Raw genomic sequence first — 7,973 nt, 5'->3', positions numbered from 1 at the left:
AAATAGAATAAAAAAATTATAAAAAAATAGATTAAAAAAAGATTAAAAAAAAGATTAAAAAAATAAAAAATAAGAGAAAAAATCTCTTATATAATTCCATTTATTCTTCAAATGGTTGTGGTAAAGCACAAGCGTCGTTACCCTGAGCTAAGTAAGTGTATACTAAAGCTGCGAGGATTCCACCTACAATAGGTCCGACCAAGTAAATTGGGAAGTATCCCCAGAGATTTGCTCCACCGAGTAACATGTCCATTAAGTAAGGACCGAAGGTACGTGCTGGGTTAATGGAAGCACCAGTGAATGCACCTAAAACAACGATTACAGTAGCTACAGTCATACCGATGGAAATTCCAGCAAAACCAGGTTCTGCCTTTTCATCAACTGCAACACCCATAACAACAAGTACCAAGAAGAAGGTACCGATACATTCTGCAACCATAGCTTGTAAGTAACCTACGCCTAAACCAGGAGCGGTAGCACCTAATCCACCAACGGTTACAGCAGCACTGCCTAAAATAAAGTATAATAAGTAACTTCCAAGACAAGCGCCAATTACTTGAGCTACAATATAATAGATACTGTCAATTAAAGAAATATTTTTACTAACAAGTAAACCAATAGTTACTGCAGGGTTTAAGTGTGCACCTGATATTTTACCGAAAAGATAAATACAAGCCATAACAGTTAAACCAAATGCTAATGCAATAGCTATCCAGTCTCCTAAACCGCCGAGTAAACCAATACCCGCAGCTCCAGGAGTAACACTATCAGAAATAAGTAAAGTTACAACTGCAGATCCGGTACCGAAGAACACAAGGAAAAAGGTACCTAAAAGCTCTGCAATAAATTTTTTTCCAATATTACATGAAGCCATATTTTTATCTCCTAAATTTGATTTAAAAATTTTTTATGATTAAATGAACTTTAATGATTTAAAAATCCTTTATGATTTAAAAAAATCTTAAATGATTTAAAAAAAATCTTAAATGATTTAAAAAAATCTTAAATGATTTAAAAAAAATCTTAAATGATTTAAAATTTAAATAATATAAAATCAAAATGATTTAAAGAATTTTTAATGATTAAAAAAAATCTTTAATGATTTAAATAATCTTAATGAGAAATAAAGCAAAAAACCTTATTTTTATAATTATGAAAGATTTTAAAAAAAAATAAAATTTTTATTTAGTTTAAAAATAAAAAAATAAGTTAATTTAAAAGTAAATTAACTTAAAATAATAGTTTACACTTATACAGATTCTTTCCATTGACAGTATTCGTGTTTTGCATCAATCATACAGGAAGCACAGTTCTTACAGCCTCTTACAGGAGAACCAGGAGCTTCTTTGTTAAGTGCAATGATGTTTGTCATCATGGTAGCAGTTACAGGTTCTGGAGTAAGTAAACATGGGTAATCTGCAAGTCTCATGAGTGAGGAGAATCTTACTGTAATTCCACAAGCAGGGTAAGTGTATCTTTGTGGGTTCATGAGAACTTCATTATGATTAATAGCACCTAAGTCAACAGCAAATCCATTAACTTTAGGTTCAAGAGCAATTTGTGCACTGCTTCTTGCTTTTCTTGCTTCAGAGATGTAGTTGGAACCTCTGTAGATCATGTCCATAAAGTCACAGTTGTGTAATTCTGCAGCTGCTCCTCTGGTAGGATATTGTTGTACATAGTTGTGGAATCTTTTGGTTAAAAGGTCTACAACCATTGAAGCGTTGAAACCGTCTAATTCAAGAATGTATTCAGCAGCACATGCGGTTGAACCGGTTGCTAAGTTCAATACTTGAGATGGACGTACAAAGTTGTCAATGTTGTCCTTTAATGTAGATTCCATTACTTTAGCGGTTGCTTGGATAATAGCTAATGTTACATCATCCTTACACATGTTGTAACTTGCTTGACCGATGTGGTGACCAATGTCCCCTACACAGTAAGCAGGTACGGTTACAATGTTACCGTAGTGTACACCGTCATCCATTGCAGCCTTAACAACATTTCTCATTTCCTTCTTGTATCCTAACATGAATTTTCTTACATCAAATGAAGAGTGTCCTGCATCATCCATCAAGGTGCCTTGACCTTCTACAGGTTCCCTATAAATCATTTGTAAAGCTTCAATTTCCTTTTGGGTTGCTTCTGCAGCGGTTGCACCATCTTCAATAGCGTTAGCGAATGCGTCACCAATACCGTATGAAGTGTTCATACCCCAGGATTTAGCGGATAAGATTGCTTGTTTGTGCATTGTTGGGATATTGATTGTTTTCAAGATTTGGTTAACAACATTGGAAGTACTTCCAGGCATTAAGGCAAAGTCCACTACACAGGTAGGACCATAGAAACCTCCGTATCTGCGGATGGATTCTTTTGCAATCAATGCTTCATTGTCAGCGATTGCCTTGATAAATACATCTAAACTGTCTGCAAATTCACCATCTTCCTCACATAAGATTTCAAGTACAGGAGGAGTTTGGTAATGTTCAATAAATGGATCGTCTTCTGGTCTGATTGTTTCAGCAACGGAAGTCAATACTTTGTAATGGCTTTCAACTGATTTTTTATGTAAGTCGATAACTGATTTAGCTTGACCGTCAGCACAGGTCATTCCAGCTACAGCATCTGCATAAGGTTTTGCATCAGTTATTTTAAAGTCATTATATCTGTTTTCAGAAATTACACCAATATCTGCCTTAATGGCAGCTACTGATTCATCAATCATTTTTTCATATAATTCTTTCATCATAACACCACATTATAAAAAATTATTTTTAAAATATTTCAACCAAATCAAAAATTAAAATATTTAATAAAAATAATCCAACAGTTTAAATATTTTAATATAAAAAAAATAAAAGAATTAAAATATTTGCAATTTAGAAAAAACATATCAAGAATTAGAAAAAAAGAAAAATAATTCGTTTATAAAAAAACCAAATCAAATAAAAACAATAAACAAATTAAATTAGTAAAAAACTACAATAAGTAATAATTATTAGAAATAAATTATTACAAACCTTTAATCAAATCCAAAATATAATTTAATCTTATATAATAATAGATAAACTTAAATATATATAATTTTTGAAATGATTCTCAAAAATAAGCAATTTTATTAAATAAACCTGGTTTTAGGATAAAATTTATAAAAAATAAATAAAAACAAAAAACATCAGATTAAAAAAACAAGCAAAAAAACAATTGAAAAAAGTAAAAAAATTAAAAAAGTAAAAAAATAAAAAAATAAAAAAATAAAAAAAATTATTATTCCAATGAAAAATTTAAAAATAAATAGAGAAAATTAATTCTCCATCTATTTTATAGTTACTTTTCCAGTTTTGGTCACTGCTGCAAAGGTGTCGTCTCCAGCAAATGAAGCTGTGAAGCTGTAAGTTTTCTTAGTTGAAAGACTTACTTTTACACTAGCCACACCCTTGTCATTAGTAGTTCCAGTGTATGTTTTACCGTTAACAGTGAAAGTGACCTTTTTGCCCTTGATGAGTTTACCTGCTTCGTCCTTGAAAGTTGCAGTCAATGTTTTTGTCTTAGCTGCTGCCTTGTAGGATTTTGCAGGAACAGTTAAACTAGGTTTTTGTTTTTCTACAGTGATTTTTGCTGCAATGAAGCTTGCATTGTAGTCATCATCACCTAAGAAACAGACAGCGAATGTGTATCCGCCTGCAACCTTAAGGTTAACCTGAGTCTGGGCAGTACCGTTTTCATCGGTTAGGTATGTGTATACATGACCGTTGAATCCAACGCTTACATTCTTGCCGGCTAAAGCCTTGCCGTTTGCGTCCTTGAGTGTGAATACGAAGTATTCACCATTTCTAAGGGCAGGATAGGTTAAGGCCTTTGTAGTCATGTTTTCATATCCAATCTCAGTTACAGTACGTTTAAGAGGAACCTCAATTGTATTGTTGATTTCAACAGTATTGTTGATTTCAACAATCTTTTCAGTAACATTATTGATTATGATGACATTCATGTAGCCGACACTTGTAAGATTATTTGCATCCATATAGGAAACCACAAGAGTGCTATTACCATCAATGGCAATATTAGCCAAACCATTCTCATCAGTGACTGCACTTGATTGCTTACCGTTAACACTTACACTTAAAGTAGCATTTGCAATTGCAGCACCGTCAAGATCTGTTAAATTAGCAATTACAGAACTGCCGTCCTCAGTGGACAAGACAATTGTAGCATTAGGAACAATGACCAACTCAACAATCTTTTCAACCTCAACTGTATTGTTTATCTCAACAATCTTTTCAACCTCAACTGTATTGTTTATCTCAACAATCTTTTCAACTTCAATGGTGTTGTTGTTTTCAAGACTTACAATGGATGCACTTACTGTGGAACCGATATCATCAGTGTAAATAACAGTCACGGTTGCGTTTGCACCGACAGGAATATTTGCAGTACCATCATCACCTGTTTTGACAACTTGATTTTTACCATCAACAACTGCATCCAAATCAGCATTTGCAATAGGACTTCCATCAAGATCTGCAAGGCTTACAATCACATTTCCATCATCTAAACTTAAACTGATGGTGGCATTTGCAGAATTGGCAACATCAACATATTCTGTAATATTATTTACAAGAAGATTATAACTTGCATAAACAGTCAAATCATCATTAAGCTCGTAATAGACGGTTAATTCACAATTATCTGAATTGTCAATTTCAATGTCATATTCCCCATCATCATCCACTGTTGCATTATATATTACAGTGCTTTCCTCATCATATTCACCAAAGTAGTAGAAAATTTCAGCACCGGAAATAGGGGAATTATTAACATCCTTTACAATAACATTAACAGAACTGCTATCCTCATTAGGGGTTAAATCAATGACAGCACCAACAGGAGTCTCCTCTATTATAACGAAAGTGCTTAAAGAATCAGCAGATCCTACATAATCAGCAGTGTCATCAAATCTTACGACAATAGTAATCTTACCGGATAAATCTTCAATTAACTCATCAAATGGAATAATAAATTCCCCATCTTCAATATCATAAGGAATCCCTTCACCATCATTAATAATGACAGATATCTGTCCTTCCTTAATAAGATTGCCTACAGAGTCTTTTAAGCTAACTACAAAATTATTTTCATCATCAATCTCACAAACAAGAGTGGTGTCTAATCTGGAAGCAGTGGTATTAATAAAGTCACGACCACCTTCAGTCACAACATCAGAACCTTCTACACCAGTACAACCTTCAATGCGAACTCTAGAACCTGCATTAGTACCTATAACAGTGTCAGTAGGAACATCAACAATACCTTTAACGTTTACATTATTGAATGTACAATCAGAGAAGAAAATACCATCATTTAAGGCAAAACCCCCGGTATTGTTTACAATAGAATCAGCAGTAATATTCTCAAAAGTACATTCTTTAAAATTAGCTTCACCAAACCTATATGCATTAAGAGTACTATTTACAAAATTACAACCTGTAAAATTAGAATAAAAAGAATAATCAATATCTATATTTTCAGGAGCTCCTAAATAAATGTCATATGCATTCCACCACATGGAAATATTTGAATTAATAAATGTACAATTGATGAATTCATAATCTTTTTCTAAATGAAATTCAGTTATATTAAAAGTTATGTTTATAAAAGTACTTTGATAACGATAGTAATCATAACCATCCAAATATGTTGATTTTATAGAGAAAATAGTTTTTTCTCTATTTAAACCTATCACAGTAACATTTTTTTGATCTGGTGATGTAATAGACGGGAAAGTTACATCAGCTAAATAAATTATCCCATTTGTATTAATATATTTAATTGCTCTAGAAAAACCCAAACGGCCCCCATATGCTGTTTCCCAACTTTGACCATCACAACCATTTTGTTCAGCACTATTTGATGAACTGTAATTTACATATATTACATCATGAGCAACAGAACCCTCAGATAATATTGGACTTTGTAACTTTTTAGAATTCCGACCATTTTCTAGAGAGATAAATGAAGTGAGAGATGTTAGACCATCTTGATTTTCACTACCTCTATAATTGGTTGTTTGTGTTGAGTTAGTGAAGGTATTGTTTTCAAACAAGTAGTGATTTCCTGCTATATATACTGTATCTCCGGAGCCAGTATGATTTACAAAGGTATTATTATAAATCTTAGTTGTTGGGTATCCTGAAGAAACATTATGACTACAATTTGTACAGTTAGGACAATTAGGACATGAACAGTTAGTACAGTTCATACAATAAGGCTCATCTTTTGTAATTGCTGCAATAGCTTGGCCGTTATTTGCAGAGTTATTTACAAAAGAAGAATTAAATATGGTTAAATATCCTATATTTTGTACTCCAATAGCACCTGCATATCCTGAAGTGTGTTTATTAACATTTTGAGTGAAATTACAGGAATCTACTGTAATATTGTATGTGGATGTTCCCATACTGTAACCGAAAATAGCACCTCCACCAGTTAAAACACTGACATTGTTTCCAGTGAAGACAGAATTTATAACTTCTAATTTGCTGTAAGAGAATAATGCTCCTCCATTCCATCCAGTACCGCTGTTTCCTCCGGCAAGATTGTCAGTGAAGGTTGAATCTACAATACGTGTATAAGCATTGGTGTGAGTATGGACAGCTCCAGCCCACCATCCTGCTACATTGTGTGTGAAAGTACAGTTGGTTATATTCATTTCTCCACAATTGTTAATAGCTCCAGGTTCTAGTCTACCGTAATTATCCTCAAATCTGCTATTTTCCACATTCATTTGAACTGTACCGGAAGAAGCATAGTTGGTTATCACACCAAATCCGTTATTACAATTTGTGAAATTACAACCACTAATATTCATATATCCTTTATCGTTCCAAATGACTGAGGATTTATAAACGGAAGTATAAATATTATCAAAACTGCAGTTGATAAACTTATTAGTTCCTGTATCAGTAGCTAATTTAAAAAGAACACCTGCATAGATATCCTTAAAAGTTACATTAATAAATGTGATGCTTAAATCACCAGTACTTGTAAAATAAGTTGTACCATTGCTTCCGCCAGTGAAATAACTAGTGGAAGTACCTATAACAGTAACATTGTTACCAAAAATAACCCTACTAATAGTATAGGATGTGCCGGTTAATTTAATAGTATAATCATCATCGGTAGCAGTTGCATATTCCTTAAATTCACCCCAATCTGTTGCATTTATTTCAGTAGATCTAGTTGGTTCAGATTCCACATTTGCAGAATCATCAGTTTGTTCAACTGTCTTTGATTCGTTTATTATTTGTTCTTCATTTGTATCATCTGATGTAATAATATCCTGTGGATTATCAGTTATATCAGTGGAAACAGCATCTACAATCATAGCTTCATCTGTAGAATCAGCAATGTCTGTTGAGACATCCTCTGCTGCACTTGCTGCTCCCATTAAACAACAAAGAAGAACTAAAAATATAGTCATGTATTTAATCTTCAAATTTTCACCTATATAAAAATGAATCCCCCTTTTTTAAAAAAAAAGAGAAAAATAAAAAAATCAGATAAGCCTTTATTTTATCATAAAACATAAGAATTTATAATCCCCAATACTAATCAAAAGGAAATAAACTATTCAAAGCATAATTACTATAAAATAAGACAATCCGAAAAAAATAAAAATTTTTTTAAATTTACTCAAATAATCTTGATAAATAAAATAAATTTATCAAGCTAGATTATTGATTATTAAAATAAACTTTAATATTAATTTAACTTTTTTAAATATATAAATATTTTTAAAAAAAATTTAAAAATAAATTTAATAAAAAAAAATAAAAGAATTTCTAAACAAAAACGATGAATTTATTTTAATTAAGAGAAAAAATTAAATAAGGTTCACTTAAGAAAAAATAAAAAATAAAAAATAAAATAAAAAATATTAATTACAATAAACAAAAAATTATGATTAATGAAAG

At 31.7% G+C, this 7,973-nt stretch carries 3 protein-coding genes; all 3 read right to left on the bottom strand.

Annotation, left to right across the window (positions count from 1 at the left end):
- Positions 1 to 100 precede the first annotated feature (100 nt).
- A complete protein-coding gene (locus tag Q0138_RS01290) occupies positions 101 to 874 on the bottom strand; it encodes an MIP/aquaporin family protein (RefSeq protein WP_297979832.1) in 774 nt (257 codons plus the stop codon).
- Positions 875 to 1,249: 375 nt separating this feature from the next.
- On the bottom strand, positions 1,250 to 2,746 hold the full coding sequence (locus Q0138_RS01285) for a DUF2193 domain-containing protein (RefSeq protein ID WP_297979829.1): 1,497 nt from the start codon (positions 2,744 to 2,746) through the stop codon (positions 1,250 to 1,252).
- A 570-nt stretch (positions 2,747 to 3,316) separates the two neighbouring features.
- Positions 3,317 to 7,495 carry an Ig-like domain-containing protein gene (locus Q0138_RS01280; RefSeq protein ID WP_297979827.1) on the bottom strand — a complete coding sequence of 1,393 codons (4,179 nt, stop codon included), beginning with the start codon at positions 7,493 to 7,495 and terminating at the stop codon, positions 3,317 to 3,319.
- Positions 7,496 to 7,973: the final 478 nt, after the last annotated feature.

Source organism: uncultured Methanobrevibacter sp. (genome assembly GCF_937906425.1).
In the GTDB taxonomy this organism is placed as follows: Archaea; Methanobacteriota; Methanobacteria; order Methanobacteriales; family Methanobacteriaceae; genus Methanobrevibacter.
This window is presented reverse-complemented; position numbering and strand designations above follow the sequence as displayed.

Coding starts and splice junctions, on each gene's coding strand:
- Q0138_RS01285 (WP_297979829.1), bottom strand. CDS start 2,746: ATGAAAGAATTATATGAAAAAATGATTGATGAATCAGTAGCTGCCATT.
- Q0138_RS01290 (WP_297979832.1), bottom strand. CDS start 874: ATGGCTTCATGTAATATTGGAAAAAAATTTATTGCAGAGCTTTTAGGT.